Source organism: Rhizobium sp. 01T444 (assembly GCF_056398305.1).
Genome location: NZ_JBFTPD010000004.1, coordinates 56145 through 82154, shown reverse-complemented (window position 1 = coordinate 82154; position 26010 = coordinate 56145). Strand labels below are relative to the sequence as shown.

General features: G+C 59.9%; 20 protein-coding genes. 7 read left to right on the top strand and 13 right to left on the bottom strand.

All coding sequences use genetic code 11. The features are described from left to right. Nucleotides 1-98: 98 nt before the first annotated feature. Nucleotides 99-383: an acylphosphatase gene (locus tag AC1DTN_RS08730; protein ID WP_113320035.1), complete on the top strand. Its 285-nt coding sequence runs from the start codon at nucleotides 99-101 to the stop codon at nucleotides 381-383. Nucleotides 384-386: 3 nt separating this feature from the next. Here AC1DTN_RS08730 and AC1DTN_RS08725 read toward each other — a convergent pair whose 3' ends face one another. The 5 genes from AC1DTN_RS08725 to AC1DTN_RS08705 form a co-directional block, all read right to left on the bottom strand. After that, nucleotides 387-1367 (bottom strand): ABC transporter ATP-binding protein, encoded by a 981-nt coding sequence (locus AC1DTN_RS08725; RefSeq protein ID WP_113320034.1) that lies wholly within the window; start codon nucleotides 1365-1367, stop codon nucleotides 387-389. Between the two features lie 3 nt (nucleotides 1368-1370). Beyond that, nucleotides 1371-2195 carry a carbohydrate ABC transporter permease gene (locus AC1DTN_RS08720; RefSeq protein ID WP_113320033.1) on the bottom strand — a complete coding sequence of 275 codons (825 nt, stop codon included), beginning with the start codon at nucleotides 2193-2195 and terminating at the stop codon, nucleotides 1371-1373. Further along, nucleotides 2192-3055: a carbohydrate ABC transporter permease gene (locus AC1DTN_RS08715; RefSeq protein WP_113320032.1), complete on the bottom strand. Its 864-nt coding sequence runs from the start codon at nucleotides 3053-3055 to the stop codon at nucleotides 2192-2194. The genes AC1DTN_RS08720 and AC1DTN_RS08715 overlap by 4 nt, the downstream gene beginning before the upstream one ends. A 63-nt stretch (nucleotides 3056-3118) precedes the next feature. Continuing rightward, complete coding sequence (locus AC1DTN_RS08710; RefSeq protein ID WP_477920465.1) at nucleotides 3119-4399, bottom strand: ABC transporter substrate-binding protein; 1281 nt, start codon at nucleotides 4397-4399, stop codon at nucleotides 3119-3121. Between the two features lie 69 nt (nucleotides 4400-4468). Then, entirely contained in the window at nucleotides 4469-6802 is a 2334-nt protein-coding gene (locus AC1DTN_RS08705; RefSeq protein WP_477920463.1) for a family 78 glycoside hydrolase catalytic domain, read from the bottom strand. Nucleotides 6803-6944: 142 nt separating this feature from the next. On the opposite strand from AC1DTN_RS08705, the gene AC1DTN_RS08700 reads away from it, so the two are divergent. Further along, nucleotides 6945-7964: a LacI family DNA-binding transcriptional regulator gene (locus tag AC1DTN_RS08700; RefSeq protein WP_477920461.1), complete on the top strand. Its 1020-nt coding sequence runs from the start codon at nucleotides 6945-6947 to the stop codon at nucleotides 7962-7964. Between the two features lie 29 nt (nucleotides 7965-7993). Here the strand turns inward: AC1DTN_RS08700 and AC1DTN_RS08695 are convergent, their stop codons facing one another. Then, nucleotides 7994-8413 carry an RrF2 family transcriptional regulator gene (locus AC1DTN_RS08695; protein WP_439017931.1) on the bottom strand — a complete coding sequence of 140 codons (420 nt, stop codon included), beginning with the start codon at nucleotides 8411-8413 and terminating at the stop codon, nucleotides 7994-7996. A gap of 102 nt (nucleotides 8414-8515) precedes the next feature. On the opposite strand from AC1DTN_RS08695, the gene AC1DTN_RS08690 reads away from it, so the two are divergent. The 3 genes from AC1DTN_RS08690 to AC1DTN_RS08680 all read left to right on the top strand — a co-directional run bounded on the left by AC1DTN_RS08690 (nucleotide 8516) and on the right by AC1DTN_RS08680 (nucleotide 19248). Then, nucleotides 8516-9205 carry a TehB-like domain-containing protein gene (locus tag AC1DTN_RS08690; protein WP_439017932.1) on the top strand — a complete coding sequence of 230 codons (690 nt, stop codon included), beginning with the start codon at nucleotides 8516-8518 and terminating at the stop codon, nucleotides 9203-9205. Further along, a complete protein-coding gene (gene hmpA, locus AC1DTN_RS08685; RefSeq protein ID WP_477920458.1) occupies nucleotides 9198-10412 on the top strand; it encodes an NO-inducible flavohemoprotein in 1215 nt (404 codons plus the stop codon). The genes AC1DTN_RS08690 and hmpA overlap by 8 nt, the downstream gene beginning before the upstream one ends. Before the next feature lie 340 nt (nucleotides 10413-10752). Beyond that, nucleotides 10753-19248 (top strand): glycoside hydrolase family 94 protein, encoded by an 8496-nt coding sequence (locus tag AC1DTN_RS08680; protein ID WP_477920456.1) that lies wholly within the window; start codon nucleotides 10753-10755, stop codon nucleotides 19246-19248. 66 nt (nucleotides 19249-19314) lie between these two features. On the opposite strand, the gene AC1DTN_RS08675 is transcribed toward AC1DTN_RS08680, so the two are convergent. From AC1DTN_RS08675 to AC1DTN_RS08645, 7 genes are all read right to left on the bottom strand, one after another. Beyond that, nucleotides 19315-20373, bottom strand: coding sequence for an adenylate/guanylate cyclase domain-containing protein (locus tag AC1DTN_RS08675; protein WP_477920454.1), 1059 nt, complete (start codon nucleotides 20371-20373; stop codon nucleotides 19315-19317). Between the two features lie 88 nt (nucleotides 20374-20461). Further along, complete coding sequence (locus AC1DTN_RS08670) at nucleotides 20462-20908, bottom strand: SRPBCC family protein (RefSeq protein WP_113320024.1); 447 nt, start codon at nucleotides 20906-20908, stop codon at nucleotides 20462-20464. A 191-nt stretch (nucleotides 20909-21099) separates the two neighbouring features. Then, entirely contained in the window at nucleotides 21100-21468 is a 369-nt protein-coding gene (locus AC1DTN_RS08665) for a c-type cytochrome (protein WP_477920452.1), read from the bottom strand. A 4-nt stretch (nucleotides 21469-21472) separates the two neighbouring features. Beyond that, a complete protein-coding gene (locus tag AC1DTN_RS08660) occupies nucleotides 21473-22060 on the bottom strand; it encodes a GXWXG domain-containing protein (protein WP_477920450.1) in 588 nt (195 codons plus the stop codon). 118 nt (nucleotides 22061-22178) lie between these two features. Next, nucleotides 22179-22514: a glutathione S-transferase family protein gene (locus AC1DTN_RS08655; protein ID WP_477920448.1), complete on the bottom strand. Its 336-nt coding sequence runs from the start codon at nucleotides 22512-22514 to the stop codon at nucleotides 22179-22181. Between the two features lie 23 nt (nucleotides 22515-22537). Then, a complete protein-coding gene (locus AC1DTN_RS08650) occupies nucleotides 22538-22807 on the bottom strand; it encodes a glutathione S-transferase N-terminal domain-containing protein (protein ID WP_477920447.1) in 270 nt (89 codons plus the stop codon). Nucleotides 22808-22914: 107 nt separating this feature from the next. Then, nucleotides 22915-23331, bottom strand: a complete 417-nt coding sequence (locus AC1DTN_RS08645) for a DUF2000 domain-containing protein (RefSeq protein ID WP_477920445.1) — start codon at nucleotides 23329-23331, stop codon at nucleotides 22915-22917. A 132-nt stretch (nucleotides 23332-23463) separates the two neighbouring features. Between AC1DTN_RS08645 and AC1DTN_RS08640 the strand changes: the two genes are divergently transcribed. After that, entirely contained in the window at nucleotides 23464-23931 is a 468-nt protein-coding gene (locus AC1DTN_RS08640; RefSeq protein WP_007823392.1) for an Lrp/AsnC family transcriptional regulator, read from the top strand. 369 nt (nucleotides 23932-24300) lie between these two features. Then, nucleotides 24301-25995 carry an ABC transporter substrate-binding protein gene (locus AC1DTN_RS08635; protein ID WP_477920442.1) on the top strand — a complete coding sequence of 565 codons (1695 nt, stop codon included), beginning with the start codon at nucleotides 24301-24303 and terminating at the stop codon, nucleotides 25993-25995. Nucleotides 25996-26010: the final 15 nt, after the last annotated feature.

Genomic DNA, 26010 nt, shown 5'->3' with positions numbered 1-26010 from the left:
AAGAGGTGTTGAACGGGGTGCATCTTCCGCCGACGGAAACATGGCCCTTGCAAAGAGCGCCGGGAGCGACATCATCTGGTTGTCGGAGAGGAACCCAGATGACCGCGACCCAGGATGCTTTTCGTGTGCACATCACCGGCGGGGTGCAAGGTGTCGGCTATCGCGCCTGGACCCGCGGTCAGGCCCTTCAGCTCGGCTTGACGGGCTGGGTCAGGAACGAGGCCGACGGCTCGGTCAGCGCTTTGATCGTCGGTTCTCAAGGCGCCACCGGCTCCATGCTCGAGCGTTTCTGGAGCGGTCCGGCCGGCTCCTCCGTGGCAGACGTGAAAGCGGAGCCGGCAAATCTCGATGAGATACCGGGCGACTTCCGCATCGTACGATAGAGATCAGGAGAACCTGTGTTCTTTCCCGGAGAGCGGTGAGGCGAACTGCGTTTCACCTGTTGTCACCGGCCGGTCGCCATCCGTACGCACGACAAGTGTCTGCAATTCCGGCACATCGAGGTAGACGACCGTATCTGCGCCGAGCCGCTCGATATGGCGCACCTTGCCCTGCCATTTGCCTTCCGTCGGCGAGAGCGTGATATGTTCGGGCCGGATACCGTAAGTCCGGCATCCCTCCTGTGCGGCGATCTCTCCCTCGAACAGGTTCATCTTCGGCGAGCCGATAAAGCCGGCCACGAAGGGGCTGGCCGGATTGTTGTAGAGCGTCATCGGCGTTCCGACTTGCTCGATTTGTCCGCCATTTAGAACGACGATCTTGTCGGCCATCGTCATCGCCTCGACCTGATCGTGGGTGACGTAGATCATGGTCGCTCCGAGCTTGGCATGAAGTTCAGTCAGTTCGATGCGCATCTGCGAGCGTAGCGACGCATCGAGATTAGACAGCGGCTCATCAAACAGGAAGACTTTTGGATTGCGGATAATCGCCCGCCCGATCGCCACGCGCTGCCGCTGCCCGCCCGACAGTGCCTTCGGCTTGCGATCGAGCAGGTGCGACAGCTGCAGGATATCGGCGGTCTGCTTCACCCTTTCGGCGATTTCTGCCTTGGGTCGCCTGGCGAGCGACAGGCCGAAGCCGATGTTTTCTGCAACGGTCAGATGCGGATAGAGCGCATAGGACTGAAACACCATGGCGATCCCGCGCTCGGATGGTTCGGCATAGGTCATGTCCTTGCTGTCGATGAAGACCTTGCCCGAAGTCTGCGTCTCCAGTCCGGAGATGATGCGCAGCAGGGTCGATTTCCCGCAGCCGGACGGGCCGACGAAGACGCAGAATTCTCCCGGCTCAACGGTGAGATCGACGCCCTTCATGACCTCCAGGCTGCCGAAGCTCTTACGCACACTTTCGAGAACAACTGATGTCATGGCTTATCCCTTGACTGCGCCGGCGGTCATGCCTGCCACGATCTGCCGGTTGAAGAAGATGAAGACGATCAGGGGCGGAATAGTCACCAGAAGGATGTTCATGAACAGCAGGTTGAACTGGGTCTGGAACTGGCCCTGAAAATTATAGAGCGTCAGCTGCACCGTGACGTTTTCCCGGCCCGGCAGGTAGTAGAGCGGGTTGGTGAAATCGTTGAAGATGGCAATCGACTGGACAACGATAACAGTCACAGTGACCGGCTTCAGGAGTGGCAGGATGACACGAAAGAAGATCTGGAATGGCTTTGCGCCGTCGATGATGGCGGCCTCGTCGAGATCCCGCGGGATCGTTGCGATGAAGCTGCGAAACAGGAGAACCGTGAAGCCGAGGCCATAGGCGACCTGGATCAGCACCATGCCGGACAAGGTCTTGAAAAGGCCGAGGAGTTGCAGCACCCAGATGGTCGGAACAATGGCCGGCGGGATCATCAAGCCGGCGAGCACGCAGCCATAAATGATAGTATTCCAGCGTGAGGGGCGGCGCTGCAGAACGTAGCCGACCATGGCACCGAATAGCACCAGCAGGGTGACGGCGGCCACCGTGATGACGGTCGAGTTGAAGTAGGCGAGCAGCAGCATGTAATTGCGGGTCTGCACGACCTCCATGAAATTCTGCCAGAGCTGCCACTCGACCGGCCAGCTGAATCTCAGCGTTGCCGCATCCTGTTTCGTCTTGGCTGCCGTGACGAAGATGAAGATGAACGGCAGCACGAAGATCACACCGCAAGCGGCCAATGCCGCAATCCCGGTATAGAGCTGGCGGCGGCTCATAGATCCACCTCCTTGCGGTTGAACCAGGCCGTCAGCGGCAGGACAATGACGCCGATGAGCAGGAAGAGGATGACATTCCCAGCCGTCGAAAGGCCGTAGAAGCCCGCCTGGTACTGCTTGTAGATGACGCTTGCGAGCACATCCGAGGAAAAACCGGGGCCGCCGCGTGTCATTGCCCAGATCAAGTCGAAGCTTCTGAGGCCACCGATCAGCGAGAGCGTCACGACCGTCACCGTCGCGGGCTTGACCAACGGGACAGTCACGCGGAAGAACATCTGGGTGCGGGTCGCACCATCGATGCGGGCGGCCTCATAATAGTCGGGGCTGATCGATGCGAGCCCGGCAATATAGATCACGGTCGCAAGCCCGATGCCCTTCCAGAGGTCGACGAAGACGATGGAGTAGAGCGCAAGAGCCGGATCGGTCAGCCAGCCGGGGCCGTGGATGCCGATGGCGGCGAGCGCCACGTTGATCAACCCGCGTGTCGGATGCATGAGCACCGAGAAAGTGATGCCGACGCCGATCGTCGATACCAGAACCGGAAAGAAGATCACGGTGCGCAACAGGCCTTGTCCCCAAAGGCCGGAGGTCAACAGCACCGCGAGCAGGAGACCGAGAACGGTTTTCGTGCCCGAGGTCAGCACCGCATAGATGACGGTGTTGACCAGGCCCTGGATCAGAAAGGGTTCGCGGAAGAATTGCCGGTAGTTTTCCAGGCCGATGAACTGCGTGGTGAACAGGTCCCAGCGCGTGAGGCTGAACCAGAAGGAGGCGACCGTCGGAGCCAGAAAGAGGACGGTGAATATCACCGCCGCCGGCAGGACGAACCAGTAGGGATAGGGTGACTTGCGTTTTATCATACGGACACCGTGAAGCGTCCCCCACCCAGGCTCCAAGAGGTGAGTGAGGGATCGGCTGGAAGGTTACCAGTTCGGCAGGCCGAGCTGCTTGGCCTGCTTCTCGACATCCTGGTCGTAGAGCGCGGCCGCATCCTTGGCGGAGCGTATGCCGGTTCCGACCTCGACCGTGATCTGCTCAAGCGCCGGTCCCTTGACGGGCGAGAGGAATTCGAGCGCCGGACCGTTGCGTCCCTCGGTATCGAAATAGGGCAGCATGTCGGAAACGACCGGCGGAATGTCCTTGGGAAGTTCACATCCCTTGACGAGGTAGGGACCCGAGGGAACGGCCTTGGCCATCAGGTCGCACGCTTCCTTGGAGCCGACGAAATCAAGAAATTTCTTGGCCCCTTCGAGGTTTTCGGACTTTGCGGAAGCATAGAGCGCGGAAGGCATCCAGACGGTGAGGCCGTTCTTGGCAGCGTCCGTTCCGGGCTGGGCGAAGAAGCCCAGATCCTTCAGGTTGTCAGGGAAATTCTGCTGGATGTTGCCGATACCGAAGGTAAGGTTCGGATAGTGAGCGGCTTCGCCTGTGGCGACCATGCGCATGCCATCGTCAAAGGTCGCCGCGCCGAAGTCCGCGTTGAGGAAACCGCCTTTCGCGACCTCCTCAAGATGTTCGAAGCCGCGAAGCGCAGCAGGCGTATTGGCATATTTGATCTTGTTGGCGGTATAGTCGGCCGCGAAATTCGGAACCTCGGCCTGGACGTTATAGAAGTCGGCAAGCACGAAGAGCTGCGAAGTCCAGGTCGTGCCATAGGTCTGCGCCACGGCAACCTTGCCGGCCGCCTTGATCTTCTCGTTGTTGCTCATGAACTCCGCCCATGTCTTCGGCGGGGTCAGCCCGAGATCGGCGTAGATCTTTCTGTTGTAGAAGATGCCGCCGCCCATGGCGGGACCAAAAGGAAGGCCGCGGACATGGCCGTCCGGGCTGGTGACGACCTTCTTGAAGCTGTCGAGAATTCCGGCTTCCGACGGAAGATCGGAAAGATCTGCGATCGTTTCCTGCGGCTTCAAAGCCTGGAAGAGGGAGCCGCCGTTATACAGGAAGATATCGGCCATTTCGCCGGTGGCGAGCCGAGTCTTGATGATGTTATCGCCCTCCGAGCCTCCGGCACGCTGCTCGACATCAAATGTGACGTCGGGATGCTTTTCCATATAGGCTTTGGAAACGGCATCGAACGAGGCAATCGTCTCCGGATTGGTGTCGATCAGGACGCTGAGGGTCACATCCGCATGGGCCACTCCAGCGGCAAGAGCCATGATACTGGCTGCAAGGATGCTGCACTTCGTCATTCGCATAGTCATTTCCTCCTCTTGAAGACCGGAATGCGTTGGGCTGGTTGCCCGCGGATCGAAAACCCGCGAGCAACCGCATCAGATAGAAAACGTAATCGTATGTTCTCCTGCGCCGAGCCTGGTCTCCTCACCTTGCTCGATCAGGGTGCCATCTGCCCGCAGCGACTTGCGGTCGCCCCTGCCTTGCAGACGCGCAGTCACGCCCTGCGGCAGCGCCAGGCGGCACGTGACGGTCTCCCCCTCCAGGGCCCATCCAGCTTCGATACGGCCAAAGCGCGTGTCATGCCAGGCCGAAACCGGCGAGAGAGCAGGCAGGATGGCAGGATCGAAGGCAACTTCCTCGAAACCGGGCTTGTCTTCCAGCGGCTTGATGCCGGCGACATCTTCGAAGAGCCACTGGCATACCGCGCCATAGGCATAATGGTTGTAGCTGTTCATGTCGGGATCATAGATCGTGCCGTCCTCGGCGAGCGCATCCCATCGCTCCCAGATCGATGTCGCGCCGCGCTCGACCTGATACAGCCATCCCGGAACCTTCCGGTTCAGGAACATCTTCTCGGCAAGGTCCAGCATGCCGAGCCGGGTCAGCGCCGGCAGCAGGGCAGGGGTGCCGATGAAGCCTGTGCCGATAACGCCGTCTGTTTCTTCCGCCACCCGGCGGAAATAGTCACGAGCAGCAGGTTCATATTCCGGCGGCACGAGGCCATAGAGAAACGCCAAAGACCAGGACGTCTGGTCGTTATGGGCAATGCGGCCGGAGGGCGAAAAGAATTCGTGCTTGAACGCGGCCTTGATTTCATCAGCGCGCTTGTCGAGCCTTGCTGCTTCGACAGTCTCACCCAGAATGCGCGCGATCTTTGCCGTCAGCTGGGTGGAAATGAAATGATAAAGGGTCGCTGCGCAATCGTCTGCCACGGTCGGGCGCGGCTTCCGGTTGTCTCCGACCGGCTGCAACCAGTCGCCAAAAGTGAAGCCATGCGCGCCCCAGACTGCCGGAGGACGGATAATCGGTCCATCGAAGATACCCCAGAGGTAATCGAGCCAGCGAAGCATTGCAGGGAAGCATTCTTCCAATACGGCGCTGTCACCGTAATGCAGGTAAAGCTGCCACGGAATGATGGTGATCGCATCGCCCCAGCCGGTTGAACCCGCCCAATCGCCGCGCCCGTCGATCGGGTGAAGCCGCGTCGGATCAGGTGAAAAATGTGGGACTGCGCCGTCGGCACGCTGGTCGTGGACCACATCGCGAAGATACTTCCTGAGGAAGGACTGGCTGTCGGCAAGCCAGCAGGCCGTTCCGGCAAAGACCTGGGCGTCGCCGGTCCAGCCGAGGCGTTCATCGCGCTGCGGGCAATCCGTCGGCACTTCAATGAAATTGGAACGCTGCGACCAAATGGTATTGTCGACGAGCCGGTTGACGGCCGCAACACCTGACGTGAAGCCGCCGGCACTTATTGGCACCGAGGTAATCGGCACCATAGTGATCGCGATCAGTTCAACCTGGCCTGTCAGGGTGATGCGCGCATAGCGGAAGCCCATGAAGGTGAAGAGAGGCGCGTATTCCTCTTCGGCTTCACCTGAGAGCGTATAGATCAGTTCGGCACGCGCGCTGCGGTAATTGCGATTGTCGAAGAAGCGGTCAGGGCCGAGCACCTCGGAATGCTCGACGCGTACCTGCCCACCGGCTGCACCCTTGAGGCGCAGGCGAATATAGGCGCCAGCATTCTGTCCGAAATCATAGACAATCCGACCATCGGCCTCCGTCCAGCGGTCGATGGGAGAGAGCCCGGCCAGTTCCTTGACTGCGCCGGCCTCGTGAGGAACGAGCAAAGCCTTGTCGAAGGAGAGAACGTCGACGCCGTGACTGTCCTGCGGTCGGATACGGGCGTCATAATCCTCGCCATAATAGATCCCGTTGCGGACAACGGGGGTAAAGCCGCTCTTCCAGCTGTCATCCGTCTTCAGAAGCGTTTCACCGCCGGTACGCAATTCTGCGATCGCCGCCGTCCGGTCGCCCCAGCAATTGATAATTGGATTGGAAGCCCACATCAGCTGGCTGCGATACCAGCCGTCGCCGAGCCAGATCTCGATGCGATTGGCGCCGGGTTGCAGGAACTTCGCGACATCATAGGTCTGATAGGCGATCCGGTCATCGTAGCAGGTCCAACCGGGCGTCAGAAGATCAGCGCCGATGCGCTCGCCATTGACGAAAGCGCGGTAGAGACCGAGGGCCGAGATGCGCAGGGTTGCTTCCGCTGGAACGGTGTCGAGCGCGAATTCGCGTGAGACGAAGGTGCCTGATGTTGCCTGGCCACTATCGCAGGACGGGCCGATCATCGACGCTGTAAACTGGAAAGCAGAACCGGCAAGGCCGTCTTCTCCGGCGCTGCCGTGGGCCGAAACAGTCTTCATTTGGAGCCTCCCTCAACCGCCAATCTCCTCAAGCGGTCGCTCAGTGTGTATCGTTCTATGTATATCATTCTACATTATCAATTGCCGCGCAAGAGGTTTTGTGCCTATAATTTCCCAACACTTGAGAGTGAGGCAATTTGGAATGAAAAATCAGACCGTTAACGCGACGAGGGACAGGGTTACGATCCGCGATGTGGCGCTGGATGCCGGCGTCTCCGTCGCTGCGGTATCCAAGGTCCTTCGCAACGCTTACGGCGTCAGCGAAGTCCTGCGTACGAAGGTCGAGATCTCGATTGAAAAGCTGAATTACCGACCTTCTGTCGCAGCCCGCGCCATGCGTGGCCGCACGCAGACGGTCGGCGTCTTGGTGATCGAACTGTCGAACCCGTTCCTGGCGGGCGTCATCGAGGAGGCCAACGCCACGCTGGCGGAAAGCAGCTTCAAGGCGTTGATCGGGATCGGCCGCTCGACAAGTCCGATCGAGGCTTCGATGATCGAATCGATGATCGATAACCGTATGGATGGCGTGTTGATCATCGCTCCGCGAATCTCGGGCAAAATCCTTGAGCTCTATGCGCGGCAAATTCCGATCGCGGTCATCGCCCATCACGAGCCGCATGCCCAGACCTACGACACCGTCAATTCCGATGACCACAGGGGCGCTTATCTGGCAGTCGAAGCCGCCTTGCAGTGCGGCTATCGGGACATCGCAATGCTCGGCTACGACCTTGCCGACTCGCCGCCGACTATCGTCGCCCTGCAGCGCGAGAAAGGGTATCTGGATGGCGCGAAGGCGGCGGGGCTCGAAGGCCGCATCATCCGCCTGCCGTCGGTAGGCGCTGACCGTCGGGCGGCAATCAATGATTTCCTGGCCTTAGAGGATCGCCCCCGTGCGGTCTTCGTCTGGTCCGATCTCGATGCCGTGCCCCTCATCAATGCCGCGCGCATGAGCGGCATCCGGGTTCCGGAGGACCTCGCCATCATCGGCTACGACAATTCGCCGATGGCGGCCATTCCCCTCGTCGGCCTGACCAGCGTGGACCAGAACGCCGCGGCACTCGGCAGAACAGCGGCAGAGACGCTGCTCGGCAGGATTGATGGCCGCGAAGAGGCTCGTCATCTGTTGATCGAGCCGCATGTCGAGATGCGCGGAAGCACCTGAAAGCTGACAGCCTTTCGGCAGTCTACAGCCTATGCTGCGGCAAAGAGAGTTCTCAGCACGTCTTTCCGTTCTATGATGTCGGCGACGCTATACCGATCGAAGACGCCGACAAAAGCGGCCGTCGCCTCTCGCAGGATGGGCGGCATGCCGCAGCCGGCTCTGATGGAACAGGAAGAGCATTCGAGAATATCGTCAAGGCCCTCAGTATGTCTGAGCAGGCGACCAAGATTGATGGAGGCGGCCGGACGGCCGAGCCGGATTCCGCCGTTTCTACCCCTGATCGATTCCACGAAACCGGCTTTCGCCAGATCCTGAACCACCTTCATCAGATGGTTCTGGGAGATTTCATAGGCGTCAGCGACCTCCTTGATGGACGAGATCTCTCCCTCGTGTGATCCGAGGTAAATCATCACGCGGATCGCATAGTCGGTGTACCGTGTGAGCTTCATGGCACCTGCGTCAAAACGCCCAAAAAGAAATGATGCATTTCAATAGCATCTTTTACTGACGGCGTATACATGCATTGCAGATGCATGATTAGGAGTGACGCGATGGATGCGGCCAAGTTGCAGGAGAGTCAGATTCTGCCAGTATTGGAGCGGTTCTATGAGAAAGTCCGGCGCGATCTGATGCTTGGTCCGGTTTTCGCGGTGGTGGCGGATTGGCCGGAGCATTTGCAGCGACTGACTGAATTCTGGTCTTCGCTCATGCTCACGACTGGTAAATACAAGGGCAATCCAGTCGCGATCCACCTGATTCATTCGGACAAGATAGAACCTGCCATGTTTGAGCGCTGGCTTGCGATCTGGCGCGAGACGACAGACGAGATGCTGCCGCTCGCGGTCGCGCAAGAGATGCAGATCAAGGCGGGGCGGATTGCCTCGCGGCTGAACCTGGCGCTGACCGGGGAGATGCTTGAGTTACGGGCCGAAAAGTCTGCACCGCCACCTCTGAAGCCATACAAGACGACAAAGATCTTCGATGAAACGACTGTGCCAAATGCACTTCTCGAAAATCATCGGGTCAAATCCGGCGCCTGGGCACTCATCCGCGTTCTGACGGGCAGCATGCGCCTGGTGACAGGGCAGACGGTGAGCCCCTTAAGCCCCGATCACATCGGCCGGGTCCTGCCGGAGGTGGAGCATCACCTGGAGCTCCACGGCCCTGTTCAATTTCAGATCGAATTCTTCGATCGCGACCCTCTCCATATTGATAGCATTGAAAGGAAAGAACATGCCTAACCCACTTTCGGCACGCACCATTGAACTGGTGAAGCAGAGTGCTCCGGCGGTTGCCGCCCATGCGAGCGACATAACGAAGACGATGTACTGGCTGCTCTTCAAGGACGAGCACATCAAGGCGCTCTTCAATCAGGCTAATCACGGCGAGAATGGCTCTCAGGTTCACGCGCTGGCGGCGGCAATCGTCGGTTATGCGCAGAACATCGATAACCTCGCGCCTCTTTTGCCCGTCATCGAAAGGATCGCGCATAAGCACATCGGTTTTCATATCCTCTCCGAACATTATCCCTATGTCGCCAAATCACTGCTGGCAGCAATCCGCGAGGTATTGGGTGAGGCGGTATCCGAGGAACTGATTGATGCCTGGGGAGAAGCTTACTGGTTCCTTGCTGACACCCTGATCGAACGAGAGGAGCATATACGAGCCGAGCTTGAAAAGCGGGCCGGGGGCTGGAACGGCTGGCGCGAATTCAGGGTTGCCGAAAAAATCAAGGAAAGCGATGTCGTGACATCGTTCGTCCTGCGTCCGGTCGACGGGCAAGGCGTCGCGCTTCATCGAGCCGGCCAGTATCTGACTTTCGATCTCAGCCTGCCCGATGGCAGCAAGATGAAGCGGAACTATTCGATCTCGTCCGGACCAAATCAGGATTTCTATCGCATCTCGGTCAAGCGGGAGGAGAACGGCAAGGGCGCCTCTCGCTATCTGCACGATCACGTCGCGGTCGGTACGGTGTTGAAGGTCACGCCGCCCGCCGGAGACTTCTACCTGCCTGAGGAGCCAACCAGCGAAATGGTTCTGTTGTCAGGCGGCGTGGGCCTCACGCCGATGGTCAGTATGCTGGAGGCGATCGCCGGCGACTATCCTGATGTCGAAGCCCATTTCGTTCACGGAGCGATGAACAGCTCGACGCACGCGATGGACAAGCATGTCCGCTCGCTTGCCCAGCGGCACGGTCGGGTATCGGTCAGCACCTTCTACAGCGAGCCCGCCGCCAGGGATGTTGCCGGTTTTTCTCACGACGAGGATGGTTTCATCACCAGAGGATGGCTGGAAGCAAATACGCCGATCGACACGGCAAACTTCTATATTTGCGGTCCAAAGCCCTTCTTGCGGTCGATGGTCAGTGATCTGCGGACGCTTGGCGTTTCGAGTGATCGCATCCATTATGAATTCTTCGGCCCGGCCGATGAATTGCTGGCGGCCTAAAAGCGTCCGGCTGACAGCCTAAATCCACAGCACGAACAGATATTCGACCAGGCGAAGCCACCGCGGCTCCGCCTGGTCGATTGCATTTTCAGAGGCGGCGATGGATGCGGCGGCATGGCGATAGGGGTTCATTTTACCCGGCCAACGGTTCGATTAATCGTCCGTTCATTTTGCGGCCGCTATTGACCACTATCCGCCATTTCGAACAATCCACGTTTGAATGTAAACTCCCGCTCAAAAGCAATGAAGATGCCCAATTCGAAACGCTCGTGCCCCTTCTCGCATCCAGTTCTGCAAGAATGCATCGGCCGGACACGAACCCAGTAGAAGAGAAAACACTATGTCCTCTCAAAATATTACGGGCGCTTCGGGCGCGAATGTTCATGCAACCGCCGCCGATCCCGATTTCGGCATCCGCGCCGCTCTCCTGTCGAATGATCAGCTGAGGGTAAAGGCCGCGCAGTTTGCGGAAAACCGCGCCCTTGACGTGGCGAGTTTCAAGAATTTCGATTTCTTCCAGCGTCACCGGGAGAACGAAGCCGAGATCCTTAGGGTCTATCGCGCTGCTGCAGCGGATGTCGATGCGGGCGAGAGCATCACGCCGGCGACCGAATGGCTGCTCGACAACCACTACATCGTCGAGGAAGCCATCCAGGAAGTCCGTCGCGACTTTCCGAAGAAATTCTATCGCGAACTGCGCAAGATCAAGCTTGACGGAATGGAAGTACCGCGCACGCTGGCGCTTGCCTGGCTCTACATGGCGCATGCCCATAGCAATATCAGCAATGCTGGTATGGCCGCGGTCACGGAAGGCTTCCAGGACAGGGAGACGCTGCGCATCGGCGAACTCTGGGCGCTGCCCTCGCTCGTGCGCTACGTGCTGATCGACAATCTTCGCCATGTTGCGACGCATGTCGACAAGAGCCGCGAAATGCGCACCAGCGCCAATACAGCGGCTACCCAGGCGATTGCGCTCGGTGATGCCGGGTCCGCCGGTTTCCTGGAGACGCTGGTTGCCAATCTCGATGACACGACCTTCGTCACCCAGCTGCATTATCGCCTGCGTAACGCGCTGGAGCCGACCGAAGCTGCGCTGAGCTGGCTCGAGGCCAAGCTCGCGGCAAAGGGGACCGATGCCGAAACGGTGATGTCGGCCGAGCAGGTGCGTCTTGGCGCGGCCAATACGCTGATGGGCAGCATCATCAAGAGCCTGCGCGAGATCAACGACACCGACTGGTCCGAATGGGTCGAAGAGGTCAGCACGATCGACAAGCTGCTCTGGCAGCAGACGGATTATGCCGAGCTCGATTCCGGCTCCCGCAACAGCTACCGCCGCCAGATCGAAAAGCTTGCCAAGCGCTCCGACAAGACGGAAATGGATATCGCCGAGGCGGCCGTGCGCCTGGCTGACCGCGCAAAGGCAGGAAGCCAGGATCCATCTTCCTCCGCCGGCAATGTCGGCTATTATTTCGTCGGCAACGGGCGTCCGGCGCTGGAGTCTGAGATCGGCTTCCGGCCGACGCTTGGCCTGCGGTTCATGCGCGTAATCCGCGAGCTGAACTGGCTGGCGATCGCCGTGCCGGTTCTGTTGCTGACGCTGCTGGCGCTGGTCATCGCCGATGCGATTTTTGTCGATGCCGGCATGCCGCTTTTTGCGACGATCGTGCTGTTGCTGATGTTCGCGCTTCCAGCATCCGAAGGCGCGACGGGCCTCTTCAACTTCTTCGCCACCTTCTTCATCACGCCCGACCGTCTTGTCGGCTATGAATTCAAGAAGGGACTGCCTGCGGAAGCCCGCACGCTCGTCACCATCCCTTGCCTGATCGGCAAGCGCGAACATGTCGATGAACTCGTTCGCAATCTTGAGGTCCATTATCTCGCCAATGCGCGCGGCGAAATCTACTACGCGCTTTTGAGCGACTGGCCGGACGCGCAGGAAGAACAGAATGCCCGCGATCTCGAAGTGCTCGACTATGCGCTGAGCAAGATCGCCAATCTGGAGGCACGTTACGCCGAGGACGGCAAGCAGCGCTTCTATCTGCTGCATCGCCGCCGCCAGTATAATCCCGCCGAAGGCGCCTGGATGGGTTGGGAGCGCAAGCGCGGCAAGCTGCATGAGCTCAACATGCTGCTGCGCGGCGAGCCGAACACGAGTTTCCTGCCAGGCGCCGATGTCGTGCCGCAGGACGTGAAATATGTCATGACGCTCGACAGCGACACGCGCGTCGTCCGCGACACCGTGACCAAGCTTGTCGGCAAGCTGCATCATCCGATCAATCGCCCGGTCTTCGACGCCAGGAAACAGCGGGTGGTCGATGGCTACGGCGTGCTTCAGCCCCGTGTGACGCCGTCGCTGACGACAGGCAAGGATGCATCGACCTTTCAGCGCGTCTTCTCGGTCAACCGCGGCCTCGACCCCTATGTCTTTGCCGTCTCCGACGTCTATCAGGACATTACCGGCGAAGGCACCTTCACCGGCAAAGGTCTCTATCACGTCGATGCCTTCGAAGCGTCGCTGAAGGGACGGATCAAGGAAAACTCGGTTCTCAGCCACGACCTGCTTGAAGGCTCGATGGCGCGTTGCGCACTGGTGACGGACTGTGAGCTGGTCGAGGACTTTCCGATCCGCTACGAAGTGGAAGTCTCGCGCCAGCATCGCTGGGCGCGTGGCGACTGGCAGCTTCTGCCTTACATCTTCGACGATCGCCGTGGTGTCACTGCGCTCGGCTGCTGGAAGATGTTCGACAACCTGCGTCGCTCGCTGACGCCGATCGCCTGGTTCCTGGCATCCGTGCTCGGCTGGTACTGGATGGACCCGCTCGGCGCGCTCATCTGGCAGATCCTCCTGATCTTCAGCCTGTTCGTCGCACCGACCCTGTCGCTGATCAACGGCATCATCCCGCGCACCAGCGATATCATCCTGCAGGCCCATCTGCATACTGTCTGGAAAGATATCGAGAATGCCAATGCCCAGGTGGCGATGCGCATCGTCTTCATCGCCGACACCGCCTGCGTCATGGCCGACGCCATTATCCGCTCGCTCTACCGCCTGTTCGTCAGCCGCAAGCTGATGCTGCAGTGGCGCACCGCCGCAAGCGCCCAGGCCATGGCTCAGACGACCATCCTCGGCCATTACAAAGTCATGTGGCGGGCTCCGGTGCTCGCCGTCCTGGCATTGCTTTTCGTCATTTCCTCCGGCGACAGCGCCTGGATGGTCGGCCTTCCCTTCGTTATTTTGTGGGTCCTCTCGCCGGCTATCGCCTGGACGGTCAGCCAGACGGCGGAAACCGAGGACCGGCTCGATGTGCCGGACAATGTCCGCAACGAATTGCGCAAGATCGCAAGGCGTACATGGCGCTATTTCGACCACTTCGTGGTCCCCGGCCAGCATTACCTGCCGCCGGACAATGTCCAGCAGACGCCGCATGCCGTCGTCGCCATGCGTACCTCGCCGACCAATATCGGCGTCTACCTTCTGTCGGTGATTTCGGCGCGCCGCTTCGGTTGGATTTCCTTCGAGGATGCGGTCAAGCGCATCGAGCAGACGATCGAAACCGTCGACAGGCTCGAGAAATATCGCGGCCATCTCTTCAACTGGTATCATACCGACACGCTGAAGCCGCTCGGTCGCCGATATGTGTCATCGGTCGACAGCGGTAATTTTGCCGGCCATCTGATTGCGGTATCGTCGGCCTGCCGCATCTGGGCGCAGGCTCCGCTTGCCCACATTCACACGGATCTCGATGGCATTGGCGATGTCGCGGCCATTCTTCGCGAGGTGCTGAACGAGCTTCGGGAAGAAGACAAGTCTGTCCTATCCCTTCACGATCGGCTCGATGGCCGGATCGCCGATCTCGAAACAGCGGTTGCCACGGGCAAGCGGGAGAAGGAATTCTCCTCAGGCCTGATCGAGCGATTTGCCGGACAGGCCCGCGAAATCCGCGAACTTGCCGGCAGCCTCGACCGAGAGGTCAAGACGGCGCAAAGCGACGAGATCGTCCAATGGGCGGAAAAGCTCGTGGCAACCTGCGAGCTTCATCTCACCGACAAGGCTTTCGATCCTTCGCAGGTGGATGCCATCAGCGAACGGCTGATCCACGTCGGCAATCGCGCCCGCGAAATCGCTTTCGACATGGATTTCAGTTTCCTCTATCGGCCCGAGCGCCGGCTATTGTCGATCGGCTTCCGGGTCGAGACGGAAGAAGTCGATGCGGCCTGCTACGACCTGCTTGCCTCGGAAGCACGCCTGACCAGCCTGTTTTCCATCGCCAAGGGCGACCTTCCGACAGAGCATTGGTACAAGCTTGGTCGTCACGTCGTCCCGGTTGGCCCGCGCGGGGCGCTGGTCTCCTGGTCCGGTTCGATGTTCGAATATCTGATGCCGCCGCTCGTCATGCAGGAGCGCAGCGGAGGTATTCTCAACCAGACCAACAACCTGATCGTTCTCGAACAGATGAACTATGCCCGCAAGCTCGGCACACCGTGGGGCATTTCGGAAGCGGCCTTCAATGCCCGCGACCACCAGATGAACTACCAGTACAGCAATTTTGGGGTGCCGACGCTCGGCCTGAAGCGTGGTCTCGGCCAGAACGCAGTCATCGCGCCTTACGCTTCGCTGCTGGCGAGCCAGTATCACCCGATCGCCGCACTCGAAAACCTCAACAGGCTGAGGGCTGTCGGCGCGCTTGGCATGTATGGCTTCCATGATGCCGTCGACTTCACGCCGAACCGCGTGCCTGAGGGCAAGCAGTGCGCCGTGGTCTATAACTACTATGCGCACCATCACGGTATGTCGATTGCAGCCGTCGCCAACGTCGCCTTCGATGGAATGCTGCGTGAGCTTTTCCATGCTGATCCTGTCATCGAGGCAGCCGAGCTGCTGCTGCAGGAAAAGGCACCGCGCGACATCCCTGTCATGGCGGCCAAGCATGAAACCGATGCGCCTGCTACCATCCAGGGCGACCTCATGCGTCCGGAAGTGCGTCGCCTGGAAGACCCGGCATCGCGCGAACGCGAATTGCTGCTGCTGTCCAACGGTCGCTATTCGACCATGCTGACAGCGACGGGTTCCGGCTACAGCCGCTGGAAGAACCTTTCCGTCAACCGGTGGCGGGCCGATCCGACCGAGGACCGTTGGGGTTCCTTCATCTTCCTGCGGGATACAGAATCCAACGAATGGTGGTCTGCGACGGCCGAGCCGCGCTCGATCGCCAACGAACACGTGCGCGTCAGCTTCAGCGACGACAAGGCCGAATTCGTCAAGACCGTCGGTGAGCTGACGAGCGAGATGGAAGTCTTCGTCGCGAGCGATCACGATGCGGAAGGCCGCCGTCTGACGATCACCAATACCGGCACTGAAGATCGCGTCATCGAAGTGACCTCCTATATGGAACCGGTCGCGACACTCGATGTCGTCGATACCGGCCATCCGGTCTTTGCCCGCATGTTCCTGAAGACCGAGATTGCCGCTGCCGGCGACGCGATCGTCGTCGAACGCCAGAAACGCGGCCTGACCGATCCCGATGTCACCATCGCGCAGCTTATCGTCGATACGTCAGGCGAAAATGCCCCGACGCAATATGAGACTGACCGTATGCGCTTCCTCGGCCGGGGCCGTACCCTGACCGAAGCCGCTGCGTTCGATCCGGATGCCAAGCTGTCGGGCACGGACGGCTTCACCATGGATGCCTGTGTGTCGCTGCGCCGTACGCTTCGCGTGCCGGCCGGCGAAAAGGTCAGCGTGACTTTCTGGACCATTGCGGCGGCCGAACGCGCCGAACTCGAAACGGCGCTGGAGCACTATCGCCAGCCGGAAAGCTTTGCCCAGAGCCTCGTTCAGGCCTGGACGAGGACGCAGAGCCAGCTGCGCCAGATCGGCGTCAACTCGAAGGAGGCCGCCGCCTATCAACGGTTCGCGCGCTACATCATCTATCCCGACATGGCGCTGCGCGCCGACAGCAAGGCGGTTCGCGAGGGTCTTAAGTCGCAGTCCGTTCTCTGGGGTGCAACGCTATCAGGCGATGCGCCGCTGATGACGCTGCGCATCACCGACGAACTCGGCACCGATCTCGTCAAGGAACTGCTGCGGGCTCAGGGTCTCCTGCAATCGCGCGGCGTCGAGGTCGATCTCGTGATTTTCAACGAGCGTGCTGGCGAGGCGGCTGCGGAAATGCAGCGCACGATCGACCAGCTCTGCGACGCGGCGCGCCATGCAAGCGAAATTGCCGGCATCCAGCGCAACATCTATGTGCTGCGCAAGGACCTGACCACACCGGAAGCCTACGACGCCATCATCGCTGCCTCGCGCGTTGTTCTGCGTGGCCGCGACGGCAGTCTCATCGACCAGCTGCAGAAGGCTCGTTCCGTTGCCGGATCACCCGCGCTGCTCGGTCAGTGGGGCGATTCCACCCTGGTGCCGAGGATGGTCCGCGGTACTGCTGAGCCGGTACAGGCCGATGGCGGCGATCTCGCCTTCTGGAACGGCTATGGCGGCTTTGCGGCCGATGGCAGCGAATATGTCGTGCGCCTGTCGGGCGGCGAGCAGACGCCGCAGCCGTGGGTCAACATCATGGCCAATGATAGTTTCGGCTTCCATGTTTCGGCCGAAGGTGCCGCCTTTACCTGGAGCCAGAACTCCCGCGATCACCAGCTGACGCCCTGGACCAATGACATGGTCACCAACCGGCCGGGCGAAGCCTTCTACCTGAAGGACCTCGATCGCGGCTCGGTCATCGTGCCCTATGCGTCTCTGGCGCAGCGCTCCGACACGCGCTTCGAAGCCCGCCATGGCCTCGGCTACTCGGTCTTCTCGACGGTCCAGGATGACATCGCCTTGGAAGTCACGCAGACCCTGCATATGGAAAAGTCGGTCAAGCTGACGCAGCTGCGCATCCGCAACGATGCGGGCGAGGCACGCAAGCTGCGCCTTTATGGCTATGCCGAATGGATTCTCGGCAACAACCCGACGAAGAGCAAACCCTTCATCATCTCCAGCTATGACAGCGCGAGTGGGGCGGTCTTCGCAAGCAATCCGTTCAGCGTGAGCTTCGGGACGCGTGTCGCAGCCTTTGCGGCAAGCGAAACGCCGTCGAGCGTTTCCACCAGCCGTCGCGAATTCATCGGCCGGCACGGAACGATCCAGCAGCCGCGCACCGTCTCGGCGGGCTCGCGTCTCTCCAACGCGTTGGATCTCGATGGCGATCCGGCAGCCGCTATGGCCTTCGATCTGACGATCGGGCCTGGCGAGGTACGCGACATCTGCTTCTATATGGGCGATGCTGCCTCGCAGGAAGACGCCGCTGCTCTGATTGCTGAGATCCGCTCGGTCAGCTTCGAAGCTGTTCTTGGTCAGACCCGCGACTTCTGGAAGAACTTTACCGGCAAGACGCGTGTTTCTACGCCGGATCAGCGCCTCGACTTCATGGTCAACAGCTGGCTGCCCTATCAGACCTATGGCTGCCGTATCATGGCCCGCACCGCCTTCTACCAGTCGAGCGGCGCGTGGAACCTGCGCGATCAGCTGCAGGATTCGCTGGCCTTCCTGCTGCACTCACCCGAGATCGCCCGCAAGCAGATCCTCGATACCGGCCGGCGCCAGTTCCCGGAAGGCGACTTCCAGCACTGGTGGCTGGCAGACAGCGGCGCTGGCGTTCGCACGAACATCTCCGACGATCCGGTCTGGCTCGCCTATGCGGTCGATCAATATTGCACGGCGACTGGTGATGCTGCGATCATGGACGAGATGCTGCCCTTCGTCGAAGGCGCGCAGCTCAGCCCCGGCCAGTATGACGCATTCCTGCAGCCGCGTATCTCGGACACGACCGCATCGCTCTACGAGCATGCCGCCCTCGGCCTCGATCTTGCGATTAAGCGCACCGGGGTCAACGGCCTGCCGCTGATGATGAGCGGTGACTGGTGCGACAAGATGGATCGGGTCGGTATGGCCGGCCGCGGCGAGAGCGTCTGGCTCGGCTGGTTCCTGGCCGGCGCGCTACGCCGCTTCATCGCCTATGCCGAGGCGCGCGGCGATACTAAACGTGTCAGCCACTGGACGACGCATCTTGGCAAGCTCAAGGAAGCGATCGAAACGGCCGGCTGGGACGGAGAATATTATCGCCGTGGCTACTATGATAACGGTGCGCCACTCGGCTCCAGCCAGTCCGAAGAGGACAAGATCGACTCGATCGCCCAATCCTGGAGCGTACTGTCGGGCGAGGGCAATCCGGAACGCAGCGACATGGCGATGAAGGCGGTCCTTGGCAAGCTCGTCGATGAAGAGGGCAAGTTCATCCGCCTCCTGACGCCGCCCTTCGTCAAGCCGGTCAACGATCCTGGTGTGATCAAGGCCTATCCGCCTGGCGTTCGCGAAAACGGTGGCCAGTATACCCATGCTGCCACCTGGGCAGTCCTGGCTCTCGCCCGCATGGGTCGCGCCGAAGACGCCTGGCGGGCCTTCGAGATGCTGAATCCGATCAATCATTCGCTCGATAAATCGTCTGCGGACGTCTATCGCATCGAGCCCTATGTGATCGCCGGCGACGTCTATGGTGAGGGTGCRCTCAAGGGCCGCGGCGGCTGGAGCTGGTACACCGGTTCGGCTGGCTGGCTCTACCGTGTGGCAGTCGAGGGCATCCTCGGCATCCGCTCGGAAAATGGCCGCCTGCATGTCAAGCCGGTCCTGCCGGCCGGATGGAGCGGCTTCTCCGCCGAACTCGATCTGCCGAGCGGGAAATATCAGGTTTCCGTTTCGAAGGTGGGCGCGGATCGCTGCTCTGTGACGATCAACGGCACGGCGCTCGATGATTTGAGCGAGGGATATTTGTTGGCGGCCAAATGAGAACTCACTGCCGGGGCAGATTGACTGGTGTCACTGCCCCGGCGATTGCCGCGATCTGCGCGTCGTTCAATCCGTTGGCAGAGTGAAGACCGCGCAGGGATCGGCGATGCCGCGCAACCGGTGTTCACCGAGGGGGACCAGTTGCGTCGAAACCTCCGCAGCGAGCGCACCTGATATCAGTACACGATGACCAAGGGACTTGCAGAGCCCTTCCAGCCGGCTGACCAGATTGACCGCGGGGCCGATGGCGGTGAAGTCCAGCCGGTCGGCCGCACCGATATTGCCCCAGAGCATTTCGCCAAAATGCAGCGCGACGCCGAAGGGCAGCGGCGGCAGACCTTGTGCGTGCCGCGCGGTGTCGAGATGGGCCATGCCGGCACGGGCGGCCGCGACGGCGCGTAGCGACGCTTCGCAAGCCTCACCAGGCGTTCCGGTAACGGGAAAGATCGCCAGAACACCGTCACCAATGAACTTCAGCACCTCACCCCCGAAAGCGTGTACCGCGCCTGCAACACGATCGAACCAGGCATCGAGGGTGGTGATCATGAGAGAGGGCTCGGTTGCTTCGGATAGGGCCGTGAAATCGCGCAGGTCAGCACAGAGCAAAGCGGCGCGAATTGTTTCACCGCTGCTGCGGCCGAGCGCTCCGGCCTGCACCTGCGCGGCACTGCGTTTGCCGAGATAGGCCTCTAAAAGGGTTGTCAGCGCCGTTCGTGCGGTCAGAGCCGCCAAGGGTGCCACTGCAAAGCGGGCGGCCTGGTGCAGCCGGTCCGCCTCGTCCGGATCGAACGAGCGGGATCCAGCCCAGCCCAATGTCGGACTGTCGGAGCCTCGACCGATCTTTCCTTCGTATACTGGCCCAAGCCCGGCAAGCCAGTCGCCCGCAGCCTTGTTGAGCGAGCTGCCGGCAAAGTCGAGCGCTTCGATGACGGTGCCGGTCTCGGCCCGCCACAACCAGGTGCGACGCGCAATGATCGGATGTGGAACGGCAAGGGTGAGGGCTCCACCGGCGAGCGGCAGGCCATCGGCAAGCAACTGGCGGCCAAGCTCGGCTATGAAGTGTTCGGGGCCGGACGAGGCGCCGGCCTCATCGATCAGCCAGGCGAGGTGGGCGGGCAAATCCATGCCTCGATCATGCCATAGCGGTCACCGGATGTCAGCCAGACGTAGCCTTCCTCGTGAATTGGGCTTCTCTTTCAAATGAGAATCTTGGTCATTTCCTGCCATAGAAGGGATCGGGTCCCGGGTCGCGTCCGGCCGCCACGGTGCTCAGCCGACCAAGGTAGTGAGCCCAGCCCTCGGCATGGCCGGCGCATTGCTCGGCATTGGGCAAGCCGGTATGCGTCAGACGCAGGAGCGTTCCATCAGGCTGTTCGATCAGATCGATCTCGACCAGGCTGGAGCCCGGCGGCACTACTTCGCTCCCATCCCAGCCGAAACTATAGGCCAGGCGGTGGACCGGCACCACTTCGCGGAAAGAGCCGCGAGCGAAACGTGCGCCGGTAACGTTGACGAGATAGAGCCCTCCGGGCTGCGGCTCGATCTCTGCTTCCGTCCCCATCCAGCGGAGGATCTTTTCCGGATCCGTCAGCAGGGCGAACACGGCCGCAGGCGGCGCTGAAAGATGCGTTTCGCGGCGAACGACGAGGGCCTCTTGCATCGCTTTCTCCCAAGTTTGGTCCGCGCCGACCGAGGGCACGACGCGGTATACTGAACTAGAGGGAAGTTCACCCGCAGCAAGGGTGTCATGCGTTACGAGCGGTTGAATTGTGGAGGGCGCTCATCCTGCGAATTCACGTGGAGAAGGTGACAAAGCTCTTATAGGCCTGCCATCGTCCGCCGCCTGCGCTACTACGGATTTGCCTTCAGAAAGGCGATAAGGTCGTCGATCTCGAAGCTCCAGAGCCCCCAGAAGCGCATCTTTGTGCCGGGGATTTTTCTGCTCGGGCTTGCCAGAAATTCCGCAAGTTCATGCTCGTTCCACACAAGCCCGTCTTCGCCGGCTTTCTTCAGGGCGGGAGAGTAGGCATAATCGTCTATGATAGCTGCCCGCCGTCCCACAACACCCTTCAGGGAGGGGCCGAATGTACTCCTGGTGTCATCGATAATGTGACATGAAGAACAGGCCCGGAAAGTTCTCGCGCCACGATCCGCATCAGCCGCGAAACCGTTGCCCGCAACCGAAGCTGCCGTAATCGCCCATGCGATTGTTCTCAACATCGCGCTAACCTTGCGCGTCCATCTTCGTGAGTTTGAAGAAGAACCGCCTTTCGTCGTCGCGCACGCACATCATCCCAGCCAGCGTATTTTCATCCACCCATCTGAAGTGGTCGACGATCGGCTGCTCGTTGTAGACCATTGCAGCGCTTGCAATGTGCTCGAATGTCCGGACCTCCAGTGCGGCTGTCGTGCCTCGCGCGCGGAATACCTTATGAAAATACGAAAACGTGGTTTGGGCGAGGGCGGTCCGTCCGAATGGCGCAAGCTTGATCGCGAGCCCGATAGGGACGAAGCGCGGATCGATGGCCACGAGCCGTGCCGGATGCCACTGAAAGAGTAGGGCGTCGGCCCGCATGTCAGGATGAAAGCGTTTGCCGAACCATCGCAGGTTTTCGAGGACGCCATCGAGCGGATGCCCCGATGGAACGCCGCCGCCTCGCCACAATCCGACCATCTCAACGGGCTTGACGAGCTCCAGCGACTGGAACCAGGCCGTCATATCTTTCTGCAGGTCCGCTTGCACGGGCTCACCTTCTCCCACGATCACATCAGGAATGAAGTAGCGATTGCCGGCGAAGATTCCGAGACCCAATTGGCTATCTCTGTGCGGAACCTTCAAAGTCGATGCTGGATATCTGCTCTTACCTGCCGTCGACCCGTATCGCCACTAACGCCGACACCGCGAGCATGCGGTATTTAAACACCAGAGCTCACGGCAGCACATCGTAACCGCCTCGCCGGAAGGACGGTCGTTCCTTGAGGCGATCAAAGTAGGCTGTGACCGCCGACAGCGCGGGTCGTTCGATCGGTGTGTGAAGCCAGCGATTGACCGACAGGCCGATCAAAATATCGGCCAGCGTGAAGTGATCTCCCGTTACGAAAGGTCCGCCCGTCGAGAGGGTATTTTCCAGGACTTCCATCTTACCGTTCCAATCCCTGGCGCTAGCGGCAATGATCGAGGGGTCCGCATAAGCGGCGTCTTTGCGCACAAGACCCTGGAACGCGCCGCGCCAGGCACTGTTCAGCTCTGTTGCCTGCCAATCCATCCATCGCTCGACCAGTGCCCGCCTCAGGGGGACGACGGTAGGAGATCGTCGCGGCTGTGTCTGGACGCGAGATAACGGCAGATCGTGTTGGATTCCCACAAGATGCCGTCATCGCTTTCGATGACCGGCACGAGACCATTCGGATTGAGTGCGAGGAATTTCGGTGTCCTGGTCGAGGCAAACCCCGTTCCCCAATCCTCCTGCACGTAATCAATGCCGATCTCTTCGCAGGTCCAGAGCACCTTGCGAACGTTGATGGATGATTGCCTGCCAAGAACTCGAAGGACGCTCATGATCCACTCCTAACCAGTCGGCCCCCGGGTATCGATTAAGACGTCACTTTGCACCACCAAACATGTCCCGGCGACAACAAAGCCCTTTGTTGTGCTTGCTCGGCGATCTAGCGCAGTAATTTAAGGGAACCGGTCAGCGACCTCACCCATTTCGCTGGCCCTGCAAGGCCTAATCCATCGATCTCTTCTTCGCTCAAGTCCCTGTCCGGGAAACTGCGCTGATAATCAGCATAATCATGCAGTGACCGCGCAAAAGCGGGAAACGGTACGATGGCATGTTCCTCCGGCTGGTTCAGCGCCTTCAACATGATCTGGCGGATCGTCTGTCCGTCGGCCTGCAGAATCGGCACTGGTCGGTTGGAGATGATATCGGTGGTCCTTCCGGTGTGGTCGCTGAGCCTTTCGGCGCCGAGAAGGGGCATCTTGGCGCCCATGCCTATGCCGATGGCGCTGACGGTATTTGCAATAAGAGCTGGCGGGAGTTTGGGATCGACGACAATGGCAATGCGGATATCTGAGAGCATGGAAAAGACCTGAGATTGCGATGGCCACAGCCTAAGCGATCCCGGCAGAAGGATCCTATCTAGTATTGCCGTTCAGCGTGGATATTTGGTAGGTTTCACCCAGTTTATGTAATTTTTGGGTAGATATTACCGATGACGACATTTGAGCCAGTTGAGCTGAAAATTCTTTCAAGCCTACAGGCTGAGGGGCGGCTGACAAATCAGGAACTGTCCGAGCGCGTCGGCATGTCGACGTCTCCTTGTTGGCGAAAGGTACGTCAGCTCGAAGAGACGGGTGTGATCCGGGGTTACCGGGCCGATCTCAACCGGCGCAAACTCGGGCTTGGGGTCCTTGCCTTCATCCGAGTGAAGATCGATGGCCATAACGAGGCGGAGGCGGACGCCTTTGCCGCCGAAGTTGCACGGCTGCGGGAGGTTGTTGCCTGCTACAGCATTGCCGGAGACTCGGATTTTCTGCTGCAGGTCGTCTCACCTGATCTCGATTCCTATGCCGATTTCGCGATGTCCGTCGTGCGCCGTCTGCCGCGTATCAAGGAAATGCAGACCACCTTTGTTCTCAAGGAAATCAAGCCGTTCGAAGGTTTTCCGGTAGGTCTTTAAGAGGCTGATCTGAACCGATAATCGGTGAAATAGCCGCCCAGCAGATGCTGGACGGCTGATCGTGCTGAAAAGTAGGCCGTCATGGCTTCAACATAGGCTGGATCAAATAGTCACGCCTTAACGATTTCAGTCTGACGAATGGCGCTTGCGCCAGGCTTTTCGCGACGCACAATAAGTATGACAATTCAGTTTTCCCGGCGAAGCCGCGGTTGGCGAGCAATCTGTCGGCATCTGCGCCGACGCGATCAAGTTCAAATGTTGGAGCCGAAATTTTAGTTTCCACCCGATTGACCGGATCGGAAATCTTGCGTTAGCTTGATTAAATCAATTTGATTGAATCTAAAAAATAACAAGCAAGGGAACGTAAAAATGGGACTGGATAAGAGCGTAATCCGCAGTGTTTCCGCGCGTGCCGGCTGGGCGGCGGCGACCGCCTTGACGGCGGTGATGGCGTTTGGCGCATCGGCTGTTTCGGCCGCCGAAGCCGTTCTGACGATGCATATCGAAGAGCAGACGAGCTGGGTGCAGAACTTCAATCCATTCGACCTTGCCGGCCGCCGGCAGAGCACCATGGATTTCATCTATGAGCCGCTCGTCATCTTCAACGCACAGGACGGTGGCAAGCCGGTCTGGCGCCTTGCCACGAACTACAAGTTTTCCGACGACATGAAGTCGATCACCTATGAACTGCGCCCGGGCGTGAAATGGTCGGACGGCCAGCCGCTGACATCGGCGGACGTCAAATATACGATCGATCTGATGCTGAAGAATGCCGCGCTCGATACCGTTGGTGTCGGCGAAACCGTGGCATCCGTCGAGGCGCCTTCGCCGACCGAGGTGACAATCAAGCTCAAGGCCGTCAATTCCGACTTCCCCGAATCGCTGGCCGACCTCGCCGTCGTTCCCGAGCATGTCTGGAAGGATGTTTCCGATCCCGTGGCATTCAAAAACGAGAAGCCGGTTGGCTCCGGTCCGATGACGGAAGTGCGCCGCTTCACACCACAAGTTTATGAGCAGTGCCGCAACCCGAACTATTGGGATGCAGCCTTTTTGCGTGTCGATTGCCTGCGCCTGCCGCAGATTTCCGGCAACGACCAGATGCTCGCGATCCTGCCCGAGGGCAATATGGACTGGATCGGCTCCTTCATTCCCGAGATCGACAAGACATTCGTGGCGCTCGACGCCGAACATAACGGCTATTGGCAGCCGCCGGCCGAGACCGTTGCCTTCCAGATGAACTTCAAGACCAAGGACGAGGGCAATCTGGAAGCCTATAAGGACCTCAACTTCCGCCACGCCTTCAGCCTTGCCATGGACCGCAAGTCGATGGTCGATATTGCCGGCTTCGGTTATCCTGTTGTCAACGAGCACGCCTCCGGTCTGCCGCCGCGTTTTGAAGGCTGGAGCAACAAGGCGGCTGAAGGCGACAAGGACGCCTTCATGGGCCTGGATACCGACAAGGCCAACAAGATCCTCGACGATGCCGGTTACAAGAAGGGTGCGGACGGTTTCCGCACGACCCCCAGCGGCAAGCCGATCACTTTTCCGATCACCGTCCCAAACGGCTGGACGGACTGGATCGACGCCGTGCAGATCGCCGTTGAAGGCCTGCGTGCGGCCGGCATCAATGCCTCGGTTGCCACTCCCGAATACGAACAATGGCGCAAGCAGATTCTCGATGGCAGCTTCGAGGTCGTCATGAACTCGCGCGCCGATGGCGCCACACCTTTCCGCGGCTATTACCAGAACCTCTCGACCGCCTATGGCGGGCGCATTACCGGCGCTCCCTCGCGCTACTCGAACCCGAAACTCGATGCGCTTTTCGATCAGTATCTGAAGGCGACRTCGGAYGAKGATCACAAGAAGATCTTCAACGATATYCAGCTGCTGGTTGCCGAYGACTTCCCGGTCGTGCCTGTCTTCAACGGACCGACCTGGTATCAGTTTTCGAGCAAGCGTTTCACCGGCTGGGTGACCGACAAGGATCCGGTCATGAACCCGGAAGATCATGACAACAACCGGATGCGCCTTATGCATCTCCTGCGCCTGAAGCCGGTCCAATAAGACCGGCGAGGCAAG

Bases quoted from the DNA above. Each gene is read 5' to 3' on its own strand.
- hmpA (WP_477920458.1), top strand. From the start codon at position 9,198: ATGCCTAACCCACTTTCGGCACGCACCATTGAACTGGTGAAGCAGAGT.
- AC1DTN_RS08655 (WP_477920448.1), bottom strand. From the start codon at position 22,514: ATGGATTGGCAGGCAACAGAGCTGAACAGTGCCTGGCGCGGCGCGTTC.
- AC1DTN_RS08715 (WP_113320032.1), bottom strand. From the start codon at position 3,055: ATGATAAAACGCAAGTCACCCTATCCCTACTGGTTCGTCCTGCCGGCG.
- AC1DTN_RS08650 (WP_477920447.1), bottom strand. From the start codon at position 22,807: ATGAGCGTCCTTCGAGTTCTTGGCAGGCAATCATCCATCAACGTTCGC.
- AC1DTN_RS08725 (WP_113320034.1), bottom strand. From the start codon at position 1,367: ATGACATCAGTTGTTCTCGAAAGTGTGCGTAAGAGCTTCGGCAGCCTG.
- AC1DTN_RS08665 (WP_477920452.1), bottom strand. From the start codon at position 21,468: ATGTTGAGAACAATCGCATGGGCGATTACGGCAGCTTCGGTTGCGGGC.
- AC1DTN_RS08730 (WP_113320035.1), top strand. From the start codon at position 99: ATGACCGCGACCCAGGATGCTTTTCGTGTGCACATCACCGGCGGGGTG.
- AC1DTN_RS08700 (WP_477920461.1), top strand. From the start codon at position 6,945: ATGAAAAATCAGACCGTTAACGCGACGAGGGACAGGGTTACGATCCGC.
- AC1DTN_RS08670 (WP_113320024.1), bottom strand. From the start codon at position 20,908: ATGCAAGAGGCCCTCGTCGTTCGCCGCGAAACGCATCTTTCAGCGCCG.
- AC1DTN_RS08720 (WP_113320033.1), bottom strand. From the start codon at position 2,195: ATGAGCCGCCGCCAGCTCTATACCGGGATTGCGGCATTGGCCGCTTGC.
- AC1DTN_RS08695 (WP_439017931.1), bottom strand. From the start codon at position 8,413: ATGAAGCTCACACGGTACACCGACTATGCGATCCGCGTGATGATTTAC.
- AC1DTN_RS08690 (WP_439017932.1), top strand. From the start codon at position 8,516: ATGGATGCGGCCAAGTTGCAGGAGAGTCAGATTCTGCCAGTATTGGAG.
- AC1DTN_RS08675 (WP_477920454.1), bottom strand. From the start codon at position 20,373: ATGGATTTGCCCGCCCACCTCGCCTGGCTGATCGATGAGGCCGGCGCC.
- AC1DTN_RS08645 (WP_477920445.1), bottom strand. From the start codon at position 23,331: ATGCTCTCAGATATCCGCATTGCCATTGTCGTCGATCCCAAACTCCCG.
- AC1DTN_RS08640 (WP_007823392.1), top strand. From the start codon at position 23,464: ATGACGACATTTGAGCCAGTTGAGCTGAAAATTCTTTCAAGCCTACAG.
- AC1DTN_RS08705 (WP_477920463.1), bottom strand. From the start codon at position 6,802: ATGAAGACTGTTTCGGCCCACGGCAGCGCCGGAGAAGACGGCCTTGCC.
- AC1DTN_RS08710 (WP_477920465.1), bottom strand. From the start codon at position 4,399: ATGACTATGCGAATGACGAAGTGCAGCATCCTTGCAGCCAGTATCATG.